Origin of the sequence: Chryseomicrobium aureum, from assembly GCF_016909155.1 — a bacterium.
In the GTDB taxonomy this organism is placed as follows: Bacteria; Bacillota; Bacilli; order Bacillales_A; family Planococcaceae; genus Chryseomicrobium; species Chryseomicrobium aureum.
In genome coordinates this window covers 314,054-331,717 of record NZ_JAFBFG010000001.1, presented here as the reverse complement: position 1 = coordinate 331,717, position 17,664 = coordinate 314,054, and the positions used below count along the sequence as shown (strand labels likewise).

The following is a 17,664-nucleotide window of genomic DNA, read 5'->3' as shown; positions in this document are numbered from 1 at the left end:
AACGTGAGACCCCGCAGGAGTGTGCGACGAGAAGGCTCACGCCGCGCCCACGGAAAGCAGCCCCGGAACCGGAACTCAACCTCTTGGATAAAGTATCGTTCTCCACATCTACTTATAAAAATTCTGCTTGAAGTGCTTCAAATTGCTCGCGGCTCATCGTTAAATTTTCCTCAACTAATGGCGTTTGTGCATAATCTGTTAAGCGCTCTTGATAAGAAGCTGTTTCTTTGTCTTGATAAATAATTCCCGTTACAAGACCTTCAGTTTCCATCACAACTTGCATCGCTTGCTCACGGTTCGTGTTGTCATAATCTTCACGCTCAGACAACTTCACTAAGTTCTCTTTGAACCAGTCATACGTATTAATTTTATTGTAAGTAACACATGGGCTGAAAACATTAATGAATGCAAAACCTTTGTGTTGAATTCCCGCTTCAATAATCGCTGTCAACTCTTTAATATCAGAAGAGAATCCTTGCGCGACAAATGTTGCGCCAGCAGATAACGCCATTTCCATCGGTTTAAGTGAAGGCTCGATTGCTCCACCTGGAGTCGATTTCGTTTTGAAGCCCGCTGCAGACCGTGGTGATGTTTGTCCTTTTGTTAAACCGTAGATCTGGTTGTCCATTACGACATACGTCAAGTCGATATTTCGTCGAATCGAGTGAACTGTATGGCCCATTCCAATTGCAAATCCATCACCGTCGCCGCCTGAAGCGATAACGTGCAAATCACGGTTTGCCATTTTCAATCCTTGTGCGATTGGAAGTGCGCGGCCATGAATCCCGTGGAACCCGTACGAGTTAATGTACCCTGAAATACGACCTGAACAACCGATTCCTGATACAACTGCTAATTCATGAGGTTCAATACCGACATTTGCAGCTGCACGTTGAATTGCAGCTTGTACAGAAAAGTCCCCACAACCTGGACACCAGTTTGGTTTTACATTATTTCGAAAATCTTTAAATGTCGCCATTTAGAGCATCTCCTTTACTTGATTCTCAAGTTGACGTGGCAAGAAAGGTGTTCCGTCATAACGAAGCACGTTGTGAATCTTGTCATGCCCCCCTACATTCATTTTCACAATAGATGCAAGTTGACCTGTCGCATTATTTTCAACTACTAAAACTTTTTTCGCTGACTGCATAAGTGTTTGCATCTCTTGTGCAGGGAATGGATGAATCAAACGAATATGCGCATGGTTTGTGCGGATACCTTGTGCGTTTAGAGAACTTTGAAGTTCTTCAAGGACACCGCGCGTCGAGTTAAATCCTACTAATAAAACGTCTGCTTCTTCATGCGGTGCATTCGAGTAAATCGGTTGATCAAACTGGACAGATTTCATCTTTTTCATGCGCTTATCCATTTGATGCTGTCGATTGCCTGCTGCTTCTGACGGCTTCCCAGTCTCATCGTGCTCCACACCCGTTACGTGGTGAATCGCATTTTTCATCCCTGGTAAGACACGTGGTGAGATACCATCCTCTGTGATTTCAAAGCGTTTGAAATACGATTTGTCCTCGTTTTCAGGAATCTCTTCACCCGACAATAGTTTGCCTCGTGTTACAGTGATTGCGTCATAATCAAATGGCTCTACCGTCTGTTTTCCAAGTGATAATTGTAAGTCTGACAGAATGATAACTGGACATTGCAATTCTTCTGCAATATTAAATGCTTGGATTGTATCGTAAAATGCTTCTTTCCCTGTACTTGGAGCAAGCACTACTTTTGGTATATCGCCGTGTGTTCCAAAAATCATCTGCATCAAGTCCGATTGTTCTTGTTTCGTTGGAAGGCCTGTTGAAGGACCACCACGTTGTGTGTCAACGATTACAAGTGGTTGCTCTGTCATACCTGACAGACCGATCGCTTCCATCATTAAAGATAGGCCAGGACCCGCAGACGCTGTAAACGCACGTACACCCCCATAGTTCGATCCGATTGCCATTGTTGCTGCGGCAATTTCATCTTCTGTTTGAATGACAGTTCCACCAAACAATGGCAACTTTTTAATTAAATACTCCATGATTTCAGAAGCTGGCGTGATTGGATATGCAGCCATAAAGCGAACCCCCGCTGCAAGTGCGCCGAGTGCGATGGCGTCATTGCCGATCATATAGAGTCGGCGTTGACCGTCCGCTGCTTGTAAAGCGTAACTTCCCGCTTTTTCTGGTGTCATTTCAACGAGCTTTGCATATCCTTGCTCAATTGCTAACATGTTTTTCGCAACGACCTCTTCTCCTTTTTTCGAGAAGATTTCTTTTACGACCGCTTCAAACACAGCGACATCTAACTTTAAAAGTGCTGCTGACGCGCCAATCGCTACCATGTTTTTCATCAAAGACGTTCCAAGTTCAGAAGCAATTTCTGTAAATGGAATGGCGATGACAGGAGCCTTTGAGTCTTCTGGTTGTTCAGGTGAAAACTTAGCATCTGCTAAGATAATGCCTGACTCTGTTAATTCTTTATAGTTCAAATCAATAGTCTCTTGATCAAATGCAATGAGTATATCTAAATCGTCTGCAATCGTGCGAACTTCTGTAGGACGTACAGTAATTTTATTATTCGTATGTCCACCTTTAATTCGTGATGAGAAGTGACGGTAACCATATAAATAGTACCCAAGGCGGTTCATCGCCATTGAGAAAATCTCGCCGGTACTTTCGATCCCTTCACCTTGTTGCCCTCCAACTTTCCATGCGAGCTGCTGCAACATGTTAATCTCTCCTTATTGTATACGTTTCGAATCCTACATTAGTTTATCATGAAGAATTTGATTCCTCTATGTATTGCAATTGAAAATCAGCAATTTCAGTCTATAGGCGGATAAATCACAAGTAATTTGCCACAATCCCGTCAAAAAGCAGAGAACCGAGGCCCTCTGCTGCATCCTACTTTTTCTTTTTTTCCACAAACAGCTTCAATGCTGTGCGCTCTTGTCTACCAATCTCAATGTCCGCAAATGCTGGGCTACAATATAAATCCTGTCCACTTGGTGCTACAAACCCTCTGGCAATCGCAATAGCTTTCACAGCTTGATTTAAAGCTCCTGTTCCAACCGCCTGCATTTCGGCATAGCCTTTTTCTCGAATAACTGCGACCAGCGCACCTGCTACAAGATTTGGATTTGACCGGGATGATACTTTTAGTGAGTCCATTTCTCTTTCCTTTCCATTGAAGGCTTAGGACAGTATCCCTACTAGAGAATATGCGAAGAATTAGGGAGATAGACTAATTTGAAAAAGGCTGGTCTTCGTTAATGTAAATTCGCTCTTGATGCACTGCTTTTCCTTGCTCGTTCAGTTCTACAAAATAGCCACTGACAACTGCTCTACCTGTTTTGGGAACTTCAAAGCGTGCAGGCAAGTTAGTTTTAAACTTATAAAGCACATTTTCTTTACCCATCCCCAATACGCCATCATAAGGGCCAGTCATTCCTACATCTGTAATATACGCAGTACCTTCAGGAAGAATTCGATTGTCTGCTGTTTGAACATGAGTGTGTGTACCTACAACTACGGAAGCGCGTCCATCGAGATGCCAACCAAATGCAATTTTCTCACTTGTTGCTTCTGCGTGGAAGTCGACAAAGATATACGGACTTTTTTGTTTGGCTTCTTCTACAAGTTCATCTGCCATTTTGAACGGACAATCATGAGCTGGTAAGAATACACGGCCGTGAAGATTCATAACCGTTAATTGTTTACCATTCTTCTCGATTGTGACCATCCCTTTGCCCGGTGCTTCTTGTGAGAAGTTCGCAGGACGAATCAAATAATCTGCATCATCGATGAAATCAAAGATTTCTTTTTGATCCCATGTATGGTTACCCATTGTGATTACATCAACACCCATAAACAGTAGTTCATCATAAATCTTTTTCGTAATTCCACGACCGGCTGCTGCATTTTCTCCGTTTACAATAATAGCATCCGGTTGATATTTGCGTTTCAACCGAGGTAAATATGACTCCAGTGCATCCCGACCGATTGATCCTACAATATCCCCAATAAATAAAATTTTCATTACAATTTCCTACTCTCTAACATAAGTAAAACCATACGCAGGAATTCCTGCGTATGGTTGTTATTTTGCATATTCAACAGATCGTGTCTCTCGAATAACAGTGACCTTGATATGGCCCGGGTAGTTCAATTCTTCTTCAATACGTTTGCGTATATCGCGTGCAAGACGATGCGCAGAAATGTCATCAATAATGTCCGGTTTCACTATAATACGAATCTCTCGACCCGCTTGGACAGCAAACGATTTTTCAACACCATCATAAGACTCTGAAATTTCTTCGAGCTTTTGTAGGCGTTTAATATAGTTTTCGAGTGTTTCACTACGAGCACCTGGACGTGCAGCAGATAAAGCATCAGCTGCTGCCACTAATACCGCTATCACGGATGTTGCTTCTGTGTCGCCATGGTGAGAAGCAATACTATTAATGACGACTGGATGTTCTTTATATTTCTTTGCTAGTTCCACGCCAATTTCAACGTGACTACCTTCTACTTCATGGTCAATTGCTTTTCCGATGTCATGTAAAAGTCCAGCTCTGCGTGCAAGAGTGACGTCCTCGCCAAGTTCTGCAGCAAGTAATCCAGCTAAGAAAGCAACCTCTGTAGAGTGCTTTAATACGTTTTGCCCGTAACTTGTACGGTAACGTAGTCGGCCTAAGATTTTGATTAAGTCTGGGTGAAGGTTATGGATTCCCACATCAAATGATGTTTGTTCTCCAACTTCACGAATGTACTCATCTACTTCACGACGCGATTTGTCGACCATTTCTTCGATACGCGCTGGGTGAATGCGTCCATCTTGTACCAGTTTTTCAAGAGCGAGTCGTGCTGTTTCGCGGCGAATCGGGTCGAATCCTGATAAAATGACCGCTTCTGGCGTGTCATCAATAATTAAATCGATACCAGTTAATGTTTCAATTGTACGAATGTTTCGACCTTCACGACCAATAATACGTCCTTTCATCTCATCGTTAGGCAAATTCACAACAGATACTGTCGTTTCTGCCACGTGGTCTGCTGCAAAACGCTGCAAGGCCAGTGATAAGATTTCACGAGAGCGCTTATCGGCTTCTTCTTTCGCGCGTGTTTCAAATTCTTTTGTCATGACTGCAATATCTGTCGACAATTCGTTTTCCACTTCACGTAAGATGAGGCTGCGTGCTTCTTCTCGAGTAAGTGCAGAAATACGTTCGAGTTGAAGTTGTTGTTCTTGAACAAGCTCTTCCACTTTACTCTCTTTTTGTTCAATATGCTGTTGTCTTTCCGCCAACGCTTCTTCTTTTCGTTCAAGTCCCGCTTCACGCTTGTCAAGTGTTTCATCCTTACGATCAAGGTTTTCTTCACGCTGCACAAGACGATTTTCTTGCTTTTGCAGTTCAGAACGTCGTTCACGAATGTCGGCTTCTGCTTCTGTGCGCAATGTGTGTACTTCGTCTTTTGCTTCTAGAAGTGCTTCTTTTTTAAGTGCTTCCGCTTCACGCTTTGCTTCTTCTAGAATCAGTTCAGAGGACTGTTTCGCTCCAGTGACTTTGGAATCATTAAGTTTTTTAAGATACCAATACCCAACAACGGCACCGACAAATAGACCAAGCAAAGCGGGAATGATGATTTCAATCATGCAGACACCCCCTCTTGCTATTTGTTGTTTTCAGTCGGCTGACTTCTGTCTGCCTGGTTTCGTTTTAGCATGAAAATAATAGAAAATACAAATTCATTGTATCGATATAAAAAATCACTGTCAAGTTGATGGAAAAAAGCGCTCGTCAAAAGACGAGCGCTTGCGTATTATTCTTTATCTAAAACTAATTCAAATTCTTCATCTTCCTCTTCTTCATGTGCAGCAATCGTGTATGAACTTGCAGCCATGCCAAGAGAAGCACGAATTTGAGATGCAATCGTATGCTTGATCGACTCATTTTCTTTCAAGAATTGTTTTGCATTTTCGCGACCTTGTCCTAAGCGGTCATCGTTGTATGCATACCAAGAACCACTTTTTTGAACGATATCAAGATCGGACCCCATATCGATGATTTCACCTTCTTGTGAAATCCCTTCCCCATACATAATATCAACTTCTGCTGTACGGAATGGTGGTGCTACTTTGTTTTTCACTACTTTAATTTTCGTTTTGTTCCCCATAATGTCTGTCCCTTGCTTGATTGCTTCAGCACGACGGACCTCTAGACGGATTGTGCTATAGAATTTAAGCGCACGTCCACCTGGAGTAACCTCAGGGTTTCCAAACATAACACCAACTTTTTCACGAATCTGGTTAATAAAGATTGCAATGGTATTTGATTTATTGATAGCACCTGAAAGTTTACGAAGAGCTTGAGACATAAGACGCGCTTGAAGACCTACGTGAGAATCTCCCATTTCACCTTCAATCTCAGCTTTTGGAACTAATGCGGCTACGGAGTCAATTACTAAAATATCTACTGCTCCACTGCGTACAAGTGCTTCCGCAATTTCGAGCGCTTGTTCTCCTGTATCCGGTTGAGATAGAAGCAACTCATCAATATTTACACCTAATTTTTGTGCATACACTGGGTCAAGTGCGTGCTCAGCATCGATAAATGCTGCTGTACCACCTGACGCTTGTGCTTCTGCGATAGCATGGAGAGCTACTGTTGTTTTACCTGAGCTTTCAGGGCCGTAAATTTCTACGATACGCCCACGTGGATATCCACCTACACCAAGAGCCGCATCAAGGGCTAATGAGCCACTAGAAGATGTCTGGATTTCGCGATCCGTCTTTTCTCCAAGTTTCATAACAGAACCTTTACCGAACTGTTTTTCTATTTGTTTTAAAGCCATATCAAGGGCTGCTTTACGATCTGCCAAATGAAATTCCTCCTAAGAAATCAAATGTTGTTTCTATACTTACTATACTCCTTTATTGAGAAAAATACAAGGAAAAAGCGAACGTTTATTCGTATTTCTTTACACAACTTCATTTTGGCAAATCTAAGTTTTGTAAATCAAAAACCGCAGCCTCAGCTACGGTTTTTTAACTAAATATTTGACCTGTTCTCGTTCATAATTATACGCAGAATATAGTGGATCGCAAATTTCACTGCACGGATTCGATTCGTATTACGCATTCCCGCTAAATGAAGTTCGTATGTGTGCACTTCTTCTTTATAAGTAATGCCAATCCAAACCGTCCCTGCTGGTTGTCCACCATGGCCTTCTGGTCCTGCAGCACCAGTTATACTAACGCCGATATCGGTTGCAAACTTTTCACGAACCTTTTTGGCCATCTCAGCAGCTACTTCTCGACTCACAACTGTAAATGTATCGATTGTCTCTTTATTTATGCCTAGATGCTTGATTTTAGTTTCTTCGTTGTAGACAACGACACCACCAACCAGTGCTTCAGCCATTCCAGGTATCGATGCGAGTTCAGCTTGGAACAAACCTGCTGTCATGCTCTCAGCAGCAGAAATCGTGAGATGATGTGCAATCAATGTTTGCTTTAGCTTTTGAGCCAATGAGTCATTGTTGTACCCGTACACATACTTTCCTACGCGGTTCAAAATTTCCGCTTGTACGTCTTTAATTGCACTCCAAGCCTCATCTTCAGTTGCACCAGTAGCTGTCAATCGAATCGTCACTTCACTATCCGTAGCAAGTGGAGCAATCGTTGGATTTGTTTGATTTTCAATTAAATCCAACAACTCCGTCTCTAATTCTGCCTCTCCTATTCCATAAAAACGAATGACATGGGAGAAAATGAGTTGATTATCCAATACTTGTTCTGCTAAGAGTGACTTTGCTTCAAACTGAAACATTGGTTCTAACTCTTTCGGGGGTCCTGGAAGTAAAATATAGGTATGCGTAGAAGTTCGATAAAACATCCCTGGTGCCATCCCATTATCGTTCTTCAACACTTGCGCCCCTTCAAGGACCAGTGCCTGCTGACGATTATTATCCGTCATAGGCCGTCCTCGCTTTGCAAAAAAGTCTTCAATAAATGATAACGCTTGCTGATCAATTACAAGTTTTGCATGTAAATGGTCTGCAATTGTCTGCTTTGTCAAATCATCTTTTGTAGGTCCTAGTCCACCTGAAAAAATAATCAGGTCAGCGCGACCCTCAGCAATTCGAATCGCCTCTACAAGACGCCCCTTATTGTCACCTACTACTGTGTGGAAATGAATAGTGATTCCCATCTCAGCAAGTTGCGTAGAAATAAAGCGGGCATTCGTATTCACAATCTGACCTAATAGTAATTCTGAGCCTACTGCAATAATTTCTGCGCGCATACAATACCCTCCTTACTTTGAATCAAGTAAAACACGACGATTCAGATAGAAATAATCCCATCCTGACCATACTGTAAATACTAAACAAACATATAACATGATTGTTGCGAATGGGAAGCCAATCATTTCAAAACCAATGTTCCCCAGTAATAGCGCTGAAATTGCAACAGTCTGAGTCCACATCTTAATTTTACCTAGCTGATTTGCAGCAACGACTTCTCCGCCTCCTGCTAAGATCAAGCGAAGACCTGTTACCGCAAACTCACGACTGATTATGACAATCACTACCCAAGCTGGCGCCAATTCTAATGAAACGAGAAGAATAAGTGCTGCAGACACAAGCAACTTATCCGCTAATGGATCTAAAAATTTCCCCATGTTTGTTACTAGATTATGTTTTCGCGCAATATATCCATCGATAAAGTCCGTAATCGATGCAAAAATAAAGATTAACGCGCCAATTAGATGGCCCACTGGAATGGTTGCACCTAAAAGACTGACCTCTCCAAATCCAAAGTCCACTAACATAAACACCATAAAAATAGGAATTAAAAAAATGCGAAACACTGATATTTTATTTGGTAAGTTCAATTGGCTTACTCCTTTCTTTAAGAAAACAGGCCTTGCCCTTATCGGACAAGGCGTTTACTAGTTCGTCCATGTAAAGAACAAGTTTCTTGGATTACTGCTAGTTGGATATTCAACCTGCTGATCATTAATAAAGACATTTGCTCGATCACTAAACCCTAATCGAACTCTGTAAGTTCCCTGTGCTGGAAGATCAAATGTGACTGACTCATCTGCGGCGGTATAAACACGAGCTGATTCTAACAATTCTTGTCCAGCTTCATTTTGAATCGATAACCACGAATCTCCTGTTAATTGAATTCTAACTGCTATCTCTTCATCTCCGGATAGGTCGAAATAAGAGTTCTCACCTTGTGTGCTTGTCTCAGTGATTGTGACTTGTGAGGTTTGCTCCTCCGGTTCTTGTTCTTGCTGTGACTCTTCAGTCTCTTCTTCCTCTTCATCAGATGGCGTTGTTTCTGGTTGCTGCGTTTCGATAATGATTTCGGATTCACCCACTTCATCCACTGGTGCATCTACTGGCGCTCGTTGAGAAAGTAGATAGGCAATCGCTAAAATAGCTACTACGAATAATGCGACCACTATCATTGGGAAGATTTCCATCAACCGGTTACCACCCCCACGATATGTACGACGACTTGTTGAAGCCTGAGTTGGTGCTGGTGTAGCTTTAGTCGCTACAGGTATTTCACTTTTATACGTATCAAGGATTTCATCCCCGTTTAATCCGACCGCTTCTGCATATTGGCGAACGAACGCGCGCACATAAAAAGGGCCCGGCATCGAATCATAGTTACCTTCTTCAATTCCATGCAAATAGCGCTTTTGTATTTTAGTTAATGCTTGAATATCTTCTATTGAGAGATCTCTCTCTTTTCTCGCCTGACGAAGACGAGCACCTAATTCTGACACATCATTCACCTGCCTTTTTTAAAATTCAAATCCGCCGAATCCACCAAATCCTCCAAAATCATTGTTTCCACGATTTTTTTCTAGGATTTCATATGAAATTTCTTCATCCGGTGTATGGCGTAACTCAATAATATAGTCAAAATCATCAATGGAATACTCCGAGTGTTGAACAAACATATCTGGATGTTCTACGACTTTAATCGTCTGCATCCGCATCATTTCTTTTACAAGCTGATGGTGGCGTTCATCCGATGATTTGCGGGTGACAATTCCATCTAAGATAAAGATATTTTGATTGCTGAACTCGTCTCCCATCAGTTGATTTCGGACTGTTTGTTTAATCATCGTCGAAGATAAGAAAATCCATTTTTTATTGGCACACACACTAGCAGCCACTACAGACTCTGTCTTCCCTACCCGCGGCATCCCGCGAATACCAATCAGCTTATGCCCATCCTGTTTAAATATCTCTGCCATGAAGTCAACTAGTAAACCAAGATCATCCCGAACAAAACGGAACGTCTTTCGATCATCTAAATCACGCTGTATGTAGCGACCGTGGCGCACAGCCAAACGGTCTCGTAGTTTTGGCTCACGGTATTTTGTGAGTTGGATTGTTTCCATAGTGGAGATAATGTGTTCAAAACGGTCGATGCTTGCTTTAGACTGCGCATTCAATAGCATGCCGCGGCGCCCCTGATCCACACCGTTAATTGTCACAATTGTAATTCGAAGCATTCCTAGAAGCGACGCAATGTCTCCAAGAAGCCCCGGTCTGTTGATTTGGATTTCATATTCAAAAAACCACTCTGTTGACATTGTCATCTCTCCATTTCTACTCTCAGTTATCCAATTAGATTCCATCCACCATCAATAGCAAAGGATTGTCCAGTAATAAAACTACTGGCATCAGACACCAAAAAGCTAACTCCATATGCTACCTCTTCAGCAGTACCTTTACGCTTAAGGGGAATCTGAGCTATGGATACTTGCTCATCTTCCTCAGTTAAATGCTCGTGAATGGAACTGTTGATATACCCTGCTGCTATCATATTGACTCGAATCGGGATCGCTGCCCACTCTCTTGCTATGCTCTTCATAAGCCCTATTTGTGCTGCCTTAGCAGCACTGTAGCTCACTTCCCAAGCCGCTCCTTTTTCTCCAAAAATCGAGCCAATCAGTACAACCGAGCCACCCTTTAATTTTGGGTAGAGCTTCTTAAGAATTTCTTGTGGCGCAAGTAGATAGGTCGTTAGTAAATTTTGCGTTGTTACAGTCGAGGTCGCTATAAATTCTTCATAAACCGTTTGTCCATGTGCAAACACAATAGCATCCAACTCAAATAGAAAAGGAAATTCAAGCTGTTCCAATGAACTTAAATCCATTTGGAATGGTATAAAGTGTTGATGTGGATACTGACTTGTCAATTCTTGTTGCAAGAAAGTCGCCGTCTTACTGGACTGATGGTAATGAAGATAGACGCTCCATCCCTCACTCGCAAGGCGTTTTACACATGCTTGACCAATGGATCCTGTTGCACCAAATATACAGACAAATTTACTTTTTGTCATTTGAAGGCAAGATGACAAACTGCGTGTGCGCAGCTTGATTTTGTAAATGGTGATAGGCTTGTTGTAAGTCGCTCACAGTAAGCGATTCGACCACGGGCAACACTTGGAACAATTCCATCTCATTAAATTTATACCGTGTGAATTGATTGGCAATAAACTCAATTGAGTTCAATGAACGCATAAATGTACCAATTTTCCGTTTCTTTGTCCGATCAAGTTGCTCCGAGATTGAAGTGTATTCTGAAAATGGAACAGTAAGTTGTTGTTTTATACGCTCAATCAACTCCTGCGGCTTATCCGTATCTGATCCAATCATAGAGAAGCCATAGCTACTTTCCATTGAGAAATCTGCTGAATACGATTCATCAATCAGTCCGTCTTCATAAGCTTTTTCAAAGAATTCCGAAGATCTGCCAAATAAACTATCTAAAACAGTTTGCAATGCCAGCTCGTATCGCAGCATCGCATTTCCTTGAAGAGACTGTGAAGGTGCTTTAATTCCAAACAAAACTTTTGGTTGCACTACGTCCATTTTCATTTCACGGTATGCGACGGCTACATCATCCGTCTCTTCAGGGAGGATATGGACGACTTCAGGCTTATTTTTAAACTGTTTTTCCGCTTGATTGTCTTTCACCAACTGAATGAAAGATTCTGGGTCAACAGCTCCAACTGCAAACAACACCATATTAGACGGATGATAGAACGTTTCGTGACAAAGATACAAGTGATCAGCAGTGATTTCTTGTATCGATTCAATTGTACCTGCTATATCGATTTTCACAGGATGTGCGTGATACATGTTTTCAATTGTACCAAAATACAACCGCCAATCGGGCATATCATCGTACATTGTAATTTCTTGTGCAATGATTCCTTTTTCTTTGTTGACAGTCGCTTCTGTAAAATATGGAATTTGAACAAAGTCTAATAACGTCTTTGTGTGCTGCTCGACATGATCTGTTGCAGAGAATAAATAGGCGGTTCGAGTAAAGGACGTAAAAGCATTTGCAGATGCTCCCGCCTCACTGAACTTTTGAAAAACATCTCCATCCTCTTTTTCGAACATTTTATGCTCCAGAAAATGCGCAATTCCGTCTGGAACGCGGACCTCTTCTTTTCCAGGAGGAATAAAGTGATTGTCTATTGAACCATATTTTGTTGTAAACGTGACATACGACTTGGAGAATCCATTCTTCGGTAACACGTACACTTCCAATCCGTTCTCAAGTTTTTCATAATAGAGAGTCTCATTCACTTGCTCAAAGTTCAAGTTGTTCATGATGCTCCCTCCTTTGTAGTTAAAAAGAATGTATGCACTTTTGCAACTTTCTTTGCAAGTTCACTCACATCTTCTTTCGTAATTTCTGTCCATTTTTCTGCCCAGCCATCTAATGTGAAATTCGAATCAATTTCATGATACGACTCGTACACTTCGATTAAACCACGCGCAGAATCTTTAATCTCCATTAATTGGTTTTTTAACATGGATTTCGTTTGTAAAAATTCTCGGTCTGAAATGTTCCCATTTTGAATTTCAATCAACTGTTGATCAATAACCGCTTCTGCTTTTTCTTTTTCTACAGGGTCAATCCCGCTTACGGCAAATAACAATCCGTATGATGAGGCAAATGAGCTAGACGCATAATAAGCCAAACTTTCTTTCTCACGCACGTTTGTAAAAAGTTTGGAATGAGGATATCCACCAAAGACGCCGTTCAAAACTTGCATGACCGGAAACTCTTTTGATTTAGAAGTGACAGGTGTCTCATAAGCGATATGTAATTTCGCTTGTTTCATGTCCAACTTCTCAACAGTTTCTAAGTATTCCGTTGTCATAGCAGTATCGTTTGTTCTCGGAGATGTTTCTCTAGCTGAAAAAGAAAGATATTTTTTCAATACTTTCTTGTAGGTTTCAGAATTCATATCACCTACGACATAGATAGAAATCTCATCGGATTCAATCATTTTGCTGTATTCTTGTTTCACGTCCTCTAAAGTTACGTTTTCTAATAAACTTTTCTCACCCATGGCAGAGATTGATGCTGGATGATTCGGACGAATGAGTTCTAGTAAACGATGTTGTGCGTAACGAGATTTATCCTCATATAAAGAATCCACTCGAGTCATCACTTGCTTTTTTTCACGCTCAAAAATACGCTGATCGAATGTATCTTCATTAAATAGAGGTTTGAACAGAACAGCTTGAATAAGTTCAAACACATCTTCTGTCAAATTACGATCTTGTAGATACGCATCATTCACGAAGTCTGCATTCAGATACACCGTATGTTGATCCCCACGCTTCATCGTGTCGAGATAAAGTGATGTACCATACAAGTCATCTAATTTTTTTCGAAACGCAGTTGTAGTTGGTGTTAATTGATTGCTAAATTGCAACAGGTTTGAAAGCACCGTTCGTACACCAGCATTTTCAGCAGTTAGTTTTGTGGTGAACTTAATGGAAAGTGTGATCGTTTTAAATTGTTTTGTTGGCATTGTATAAAGTCGCACACCAGGTGCGAGAGTAGAAGTAGTAAACACAGAATAAAGCCCCTTTCTCTATCGTTTAGTGTACCACTATCAAGTCACTACGACTATTGTTTCGGCATGAAAAAAGGCCTCCATAGCGGAGACCTTCTTAGTATTACCGTTTTCCTTTAATATATGGCTTACCAATTGCTTTTGGTGCACTTGCTTTTCCAATAAATCCTGCTAAAGCTAGAATCGTCAGCACGTACGGTAAAATATCCAGATACACACTTGGTACTTGACTAATAAAGTCGATGGATCCACCAACGATTTTGAGCGATTGTGCAAGTCCAAAGAATAAAGCAGCTCCCATTGCACCTAGTGGATGCCATTTACCAAAAATCATAGCTGCAAGAGCCATGAATCCTTGACCATTGATTGTCGATTGAGAGAACTCATATGAAATCGTCTGTGCATAGGCAGCTCCACCAATACCTGCAAGCATACCTGAGATGACAACCGCAATATAACGCATACGGTTTACTTTTACACCCATTGTATCTGCCGCCATTGGATGTTCACCGACTGAACGAAGTCGAAGTCCAAATGGTGTTTTGTAGATAACAAACCAAGCAAGAATAGCAATCGTAATTGCCAAAATAGACGTTGCATACACATCATTAAAGAACATTGGACCGATTACAGGAATTTCGCTTAATCCCGGAATATCAAAACGAATGAATTGTTGAGAAATATAATCCGTTTGTCCTTTATCATAAATCAGTTTTACAGCAAAGATCGATAATGCTACTCCAAGCATGTTGATGGCAACCCCTGAGATTACTTGATCTGCACGGAATGTAATGGATGCAACCGCATGGAGTAGTGAGAAAATTCCTGATACGACCATGGCTGCAAGAAGCGCAAACCAAATCGTCATTCCACCAAGCTGATCGGCAAATGTTAAGTTGAATACAATCCCAACAAATGCTCCCATCACCATAAGTCCTTCTAACCCGATGTTGACAACCCCTGACTTCTCAGAGAACACACCACCGATTGCTACAAAGATAAGAGGTGCTGCATAGGCGATCGAAACGGGGATAATGAAATAAAGTGCATCTAAAAAGGCGCTCATTTATTTCGCCTCCTTTTTCTTGCCGATTTTTTCTAAGAACAAACGAATGACATACCCAGATGCTACGAAGAAAATGATGACTGCAATTACAATCGATACAATCTCTACTGGTACACCAGCTTCGTTTGGCATGTTAAGAGATCCGTATTTCAATGCACCAAATAGGGCTGCACCAAATACGACACCAAGTGGCGTGTTTGCGCCTAATAAGGCAACCGCAATTCCATCAAAACCAATTCCAGTGAATCCACCTTTAACGTTGGCATACTGGAAAGTTCCTAATGCTTCCATCGCACCTGCAAGACCAGCAAACATCCCAGCGATTACCATCGACATGATAATGTTACGGCTCACGTTCATACCTGCGTATTCTGAAGCATTTTGGTTAAATCCAACCGCTTTTAACTCAAACCCTGTTTTTGTTTTCTCTAAAATGAACCACATGACGAATACCATCGCAAGGGCAATTAGGATCCCGTAGTGTAAACGAGAGAAGTCTGTAAGTCCTTGTAAAAAAGGCGATGCTAGAGAAGCACTCTCTGCAATACGACCTGTATTGTCTCCACCATCTGAAATTGAGCGAATCAATGCGTTTGTAACAAATAGTGCAATGTAGTTCATCATAATTGTGACGATTACTTCATGAACTTGAAGTTTTGCTTTTAATAGGCCTGGAATCAATCCCCAGAACGCTCCCGCTAAAGCCGCTGCAATAAGTGCAAGTGGCAAATGCACAATTGTTGGTAGATCTGTAAATGTGACACCTACCCATGCTGCTGCAAACCATCCGACAATGAGCTGTCCTTCAACTCCAATGTTGAAAAGGCCCGTGCGGAATGCAAACGCAACTGCAAGTCCAGCTAAAATATACGGTGTAATTTGACGGATCGTCTCTCCGACGGCATACGCGTCTCCAAAAATACCTCTCCACAATGCTCCATAGCCTTCGATTGGATCATATCCACTGAAAAGCATAATAATTGCTCCTACAATAAGACCCAATACGACGGAAACAACAGGCACGAGGATGTTGATTACTCTATTCGACATGAGTTGTCTCCCCCTGTTTTGATCGTTTCTGCTTTGCTTGTCCTGCCATTAACAGACCAAGCTCTTGCTCCGTAGTTTGTTTTGGATCAAGTGTATCGATGATATAGCCGTCGTACATAACCGCGATACGATCTGAAACGTTCATGACTTCGTCCAATTCATACGATAGTAGTAATACAGCTTTACCGTTATCTCGTTGTTCAATTAAGCGTTGGTGAATGAACTCGATAGCCCCAACGTCTAGACCTCGCGTAGGAAGTGCAGCAATAAGAATTTCCGGATCACGATACACTTCCCGACCAATAATTGCTTTTTGCTGATTTCCTCCAGAAAGTGAGCGAGCTAATGCATCTTCACCTGTGGTACGCACGTCGTAATCAATAATAATTTTTTTCGCAAGTTCAGAAACTTTGTTGTAATTCATAATGCCATTTTTTGCAATTGGCTCTTTATAGTACGTTTGCAGGGCAATGTTGTGGCCAATTGGGAAATCCAAGACAAGACCATGCTTATGACGATCTTCTGGAATGTGTCCGATACCACTTTCCGTTACTTGGCGTGGCTTCAATCCTGTAATGTCCTTACCGTTAAGAGAAATCGTACCCGATTTAATTTTGCGAAGTCCTGTAATGGCTTCAATCAATTCACTCTGACCATTTCCGTCAATTCCCGCAAGTCCAAGAATTTCACCTTTTCGAACAGTGAGTGATAGGTTTTTCACTTTATCGATGCCACGGTAATCTTGTACTGATAGATCTTTAATAATAAGTGTATCTTCACCTGGAGTGGCATCTTTTTTCACTGTTTTAAATTCTACTTGGCGACCTACCATAAGAGATGCCAATTCATCAGGATTTGTTTCTGTTGTAACAACTGTTCCAATCCCTTGTCCTTTTCGGATAACTGTAACGCGATCAGACACTTCCATGATTTCTTTTAGTTTATGCGTAATTAAAATGATGGATTTTCCTTCTGCAATTAATCGTTTCATGATCTGAATCAAATCATCAATCTCTTGTGGCGTTAGAGAAGCAGTCGGCTCGTCAAAAATTAGAATTTCCGCTCCACGATAAAGCGTTTTCAAGATTTCGACACGTTGTTGCATACCGACTGAAATATCTTCAATTTTTGCATTTGGGTCAACATCAAGCCCGTACATATCAGATAGTTCTGTGATTTTTTTTGCAGCCACTTTTTTGTCTATGACGCCGCCCTTTGTCAATTCATTACCAAGAATAATATTTTCTGTTACCGTAAAGTTTTCCACTAACATAAAGTGTTGGTGAACCATCCCGATTCCCAAATCATTTGCGATATTTGGGTTTGCTATATTTACAGTCTGACCTTTTACACGGATTTCTCCGGCTTCAGGCTGATAGAGACCAAAAAGAACATTCATCAATGTGGATTTTCCGGCACCATTTTCTCCGAGAAGCGCATGGATTTCTCCCTTTTTTAATTGCAGGGTGATATTATCATTTGCTACGAAGTTCCCAAACTCTTTTCGGATGTTCAGCATCTCGATTACATACTCCACTTGTATCACTCCAATTCTACTTTCTAAATAACACATGAAAGATTTAGATGTCCTAGATCTTTCATCTATTATTTGGAATTTTAGCTAAAAAAAGAACATA

The 17,664-nt window shown here is 41.4% G+C and carries 16 protein-coding genes; all 16 read right to left on the bottom strand.

Annotated features, from left to right (window positions below):
* Positions 1–112: 112 nt before the first annotated feature.
* The 16 genes from JOD03_RS01705 to JOD03_RS01630 all read right to left on the bottom strand — a co-directional run bounded on the left by JOD03_RS01705 (position 113) and on the right by JOD03_RS01630 (position 17,564).
* The gene (locus JOD03_RS01705) at positions 113–979 is read right to left on the bottom strand and encodes a 2-oxoacid:ferredoxin oxidoreductase subunit beta (RefSeq protein WP_204589089.1); all 867 of its coding nucleotides are present in this window, start codon (positions 977–979) and stop codon (positions 113–115) included.
* A complete protein-coding gene (locus JOD03_RS01700; protein ID WP_204589088.1) occupies positions 980–2,719 on the bottom strand; it encodes a 2-oxoacid:acceptor oxidoreductase subunit alpha in 1,740 nt (579 codons plus the stop codon). It abuts the gene before it with no gap.
* 175 nt (positions 2,720–2,894) lie between these two features.
* Entirely contained in the window at positions 2,895–3,161 is a 267-nt protein-coding gene (locus JOD03_RS01695) for a stage V sporulation protein S (protein ID WP_204589087.1), read from the bottom strand.
* Between the two features lie 73 nt (positions 3,162–3,234).
* Entirely contained in the window at positions 3,235–4,029 is a 795-nt protein-coding gene (locus tag JOD03_RS01690) for a TIGR00282 family metallophosphoesterase (protein WP_204589086.1), read from the bottom strand.
* Positions 4,030–4,089: 60 nt separating this feature from the next.
* Positions 4,090–5,646 carry a ribonuclease Y gene (gene rny, locus JOD03_RS01685; protein WP_204589085.1) on the bottom strand — a complete coding sequence of 519 codons (1,557 nt, stop codon included), beginning with the start codon at positions 5,644–5,646 and terminating at the stop codon, positions 4,090–4,092.
* A gap of 167 nt (positions 5,647–5,813) precedes the next feature.
* Entirely contained in the window at positions 5,814–6,872 is a 1,059-nt protein-coding gene (recA, locus tag JOD03_RS01680) for a recombinase RecA (protein ID WP_204589084.1), read from the bottom strand.
* A 170-nt stretch (positions 6,873–7,042) separates the two neighbouring features.
* Positions 7,043–8,296: a competence/damage-inducible protein A gene (locus tag JOD03_RS01675; protein ID WP_204589083.1), complete on the bottom strand. Its 1,254-nt coding sequence runs from the start codon at positions 8,294–8,296 to the stop codon at positions 7,043–7,045.
* Between the two features lie 12 nt (positions 8,297–8,308).
* Entirely contained in the window at positions 8,309–8,887 is a 579-nt protein-coding gene (gene pgsA, locus JOD03_RS01670) for a CDP-diacylglycerol--glycerol-3-phosphate 3-phosphatidyltransferase (protein ID WP_204589082.1), read from the bottom strand.
* 57 nt (positions 8,888–8,944) lie between these two features.
* Positions 8,945–9,796: a RodZ domain-containing protein gene (locus JOD03_RS01665; RefSeq protein WP_204589081.1), complete on the bottom strand. Its 852-nt coding sequence runs from the start codon at positions 9,794–9,796 to the stop codon at positions 8,945–8,947.
* 18 nt (positions 9,797–9,814) lie between these two features.
* Positions 9,815–10,615: a DUF3388 domain-containing protein gene (locus tag JOD03_RS01660; RefSeq protein WP_204589080.1), complete on the bottom strand. Its 801-nt coding sequence runs from the start codon at positions 10,613–10,615 to the stop codon at positions 9,815–9,817.
* A gap of 26 nt (positions 10,616–10,641) precedes the next feature.
* Complete coding sequence (locus JOD03_RS01655) at positions 10,642–11,367, bottom strand: SDR family NAD(P)-dependent oxidoreductase (protein ID WP_204589079.1); 726 nt, start codon at positions 11,365–11,367, stop codon at positions 10,642–10,644.
* Complete coding sequence (gene yfmH, locus JOD03_RS01650) at positions 11,354–12,649, bottom strand: EF-P 5-aminopentanol modification-associated protein YfmH (RefSeq protein WP_204589078.1); 1,296 nt, start codon at positions 12,647–12,649, stop codon at positions 11,354–11,356. The genes JOD03_RS01655 and yfmH overlap by 14 nt, the downstream gene beginning before the upstream one ends.
* Positions 12,646–13,911: an EF-P 5-aminopentanol modification-associated protein YfmF gene (gene yfmF / locus JOD03_RS13875; RefSeq protein WP_204589077.1), complete on the bottom strand. Its 1,266-nt coding sequence runs from the start codon at positions 13,909–13,911 to the stop codon at positions 12,646–12,648. Before yfmF ends, yfmH begins: the two co-directional genes overlap by 4 nt.
* 103 nt (positions 13,912–14,014) lie before the next feature.
* The gene (locus tag JOD03_RS01640; RefSeq protein ID WP_204589076.1) at positions 14,015–14,977 is read right to left on the bottom strand and encodes an ABC transporter permease; all 963 of its coding nucleotides are present in this window, start codon (positions 14,975–14,977) and stop codon (positions 14,015–14,017) included.
* Entirely contained in the window at positions 14,978–16,027 is a 1,050-nt protein-coding gene (locus JOD03_RS01635) for an ABC transporter permease (RefSeq protein ID WP_204589075.1), read from the bottom strand.
* Entirely contained in the window at positions 16,017–17,564 is a 1,548-nt protein-coding gene (locus tag JOD03_RS01630; protein ID WP_204589074.1) for an ATP-binding cassette domain-containing protein, read from the bottom strand. The genes JOD03_RS01635 and JOD03_RS01630 overlap by 11 nt, the downstream gene beginning before the upstream one ends.
* Between the last annotated feature and the right edge of the window lie 100 nt (positions 17,565–17,664).

Bases quoted from the DNA above. Each gene is read 5' to 3' on its own strand.
- JOD03_RS01705 (WP_204589089.1), bottom strand. From the start codon at position 979: ATGGCGACATTTAAAGATTTTCGAAATAATGTAAAACCAAACTGGTGT.
- JOD03_RS01700 (WP_204589088.1), bottom strand. From the start codon at position 2,719: ATGTTGCAGCAGCTCGCATGGAAAGTTGGAGGGCAACAAGGTGAAGGG.
- JOD03_RS01695 (WP_204589087.1), bottom strand. From the start codon at position 3,161: ATGGACTCACTAAAAGTATCATCCCGGTCAAATCCAAATCTTGTAGCA.
- JOD03_RS01690 (WP_204589086.1), bottom strand. From the start codon at position 4,029: ATGAAAATTTTATTTATTGGGGATATTGTAGGATCAATCGGTCGGGAT.
- rny (WP_204589085.1), bottom strand. From the start codon at position 5,646: ATGATTGAAATCATCATTCCCGCTTTGCTTGGTCTATTTGTCGGTGCC.
- JOD03_RS01675 (WP_204589083.1), bottom strand. From the start codon at position 8,296: ATGCGCGCAGAAATTATTGCAGTAGGCTCAGAATTACTATTAGGTCAG.
- JOD03_RS01660 (WP_204589080.1), bottom strand. From the start codon at position 10,615: ATGTCAACAGAGTGGTTTTTTGAATATGAAATCCAAATCAACAGACCG.
- JOD03_RS01655 (WP_204589079.1), bottom strand. From the start codon at position 11,367: ATGACAAAAAGTAAATTTGTCTGTATATTTGGTGCAACAGGATCCATT.
- yfmH (WP_204589078.1), bottom strand. From the start codon at position 12,649: ATGAACAACTTGAACTTTGAGCAAGTGAATGAGACTCTCTATTATGAA.
- JOD03_RS01640 (WP_204589076.1), bottom strand. From the start codon at position 14,977: ATGAGCGCCTTTTTAGATGCACTTTATTTCATTATCCCCGTTTCGATC.
- JOD03_RS01635 (WP_204589075.1), bottom strand. From the start codon at position 16,027: ATGTCGAATAGAGTAATCAACATCCTCGTGCCTGTTGTTTCCGTCGTA.